Here is a 537-nt window from a genome sequence, read left to right as displayed (position 1 = left end):
TCGGTGGCGCGCCGGCTGTCTCCTGCTGACGGCGGCGTGCAACGCTGTGGCGCTCGTTTTCGCTGGCGGTGTCAGCGGCAGCATGCGGGTCCTTCCAACGCCAGCGGAAGGTAACGGCATGGACTGAACGTCCCTGTTTCTCTGGGCTCATGCTGACCTCGACCGTGCCGTAGTCGTTTACGGCCGCAAGGGCAGGTTCGAGCACCCATTGACGGAAGTTATTCCAACGCTCGTAGGACTTCTTGTCGGCCACCCCCATGAGGGAGCGCAGCTCGTCCAGGGTGAAGGTCCAGAACGGCCGCCCCAAACGCTTCTTGTCAGCAAGCAGCACATAAAGTTGGCGGCCGTGGCCGGTTAGACTGTGGGCTGCGCGGGCCTCGATCTTGGCAAAGTTCTGCGGACTGCGGAGGGCATGGACGCCTGCGGGCGGGATCAGTGCCCGCACCATTGAGCCACCTTGGGTAATTTTCCATTCAGCCAGCAAGACCGCGCCCCATGGATCGCCGCGCCACTCGCCACTGAGCTGTACGCCAGTCA

Annotated in this window: 1 protein-coding gene; it reads right to left on the bottom strand. The window is 63.3% G+C overall.

The genetic code is table 11. The features are described from left to right. Positions 1–448, bottom strand: a 448-nt coding sequence (locus CK240_RS17975) for a replication initiation protein (protein WP_205957942.1), incomplete at its 3' end; no start/stop codon positions are given. Positions 449–537: the final 89 nt, after the last annotated feature.

Source organism: Paracoccus salipaludis, from assembly GCF_002287065.1.
GTDB classification, from domain to species: Bacteria; Pseudomonadota; Alphaproteobacteria; order Rhodobacterales; family Rhodobacteraceae; genus Paracoccus; species Paracoccus salipaludis.
The sequence above is the reverse complement of the archived record's forward strand: the minus strand, read 5'-3'. Positions and strand labels throughout refer to the sequence as shown.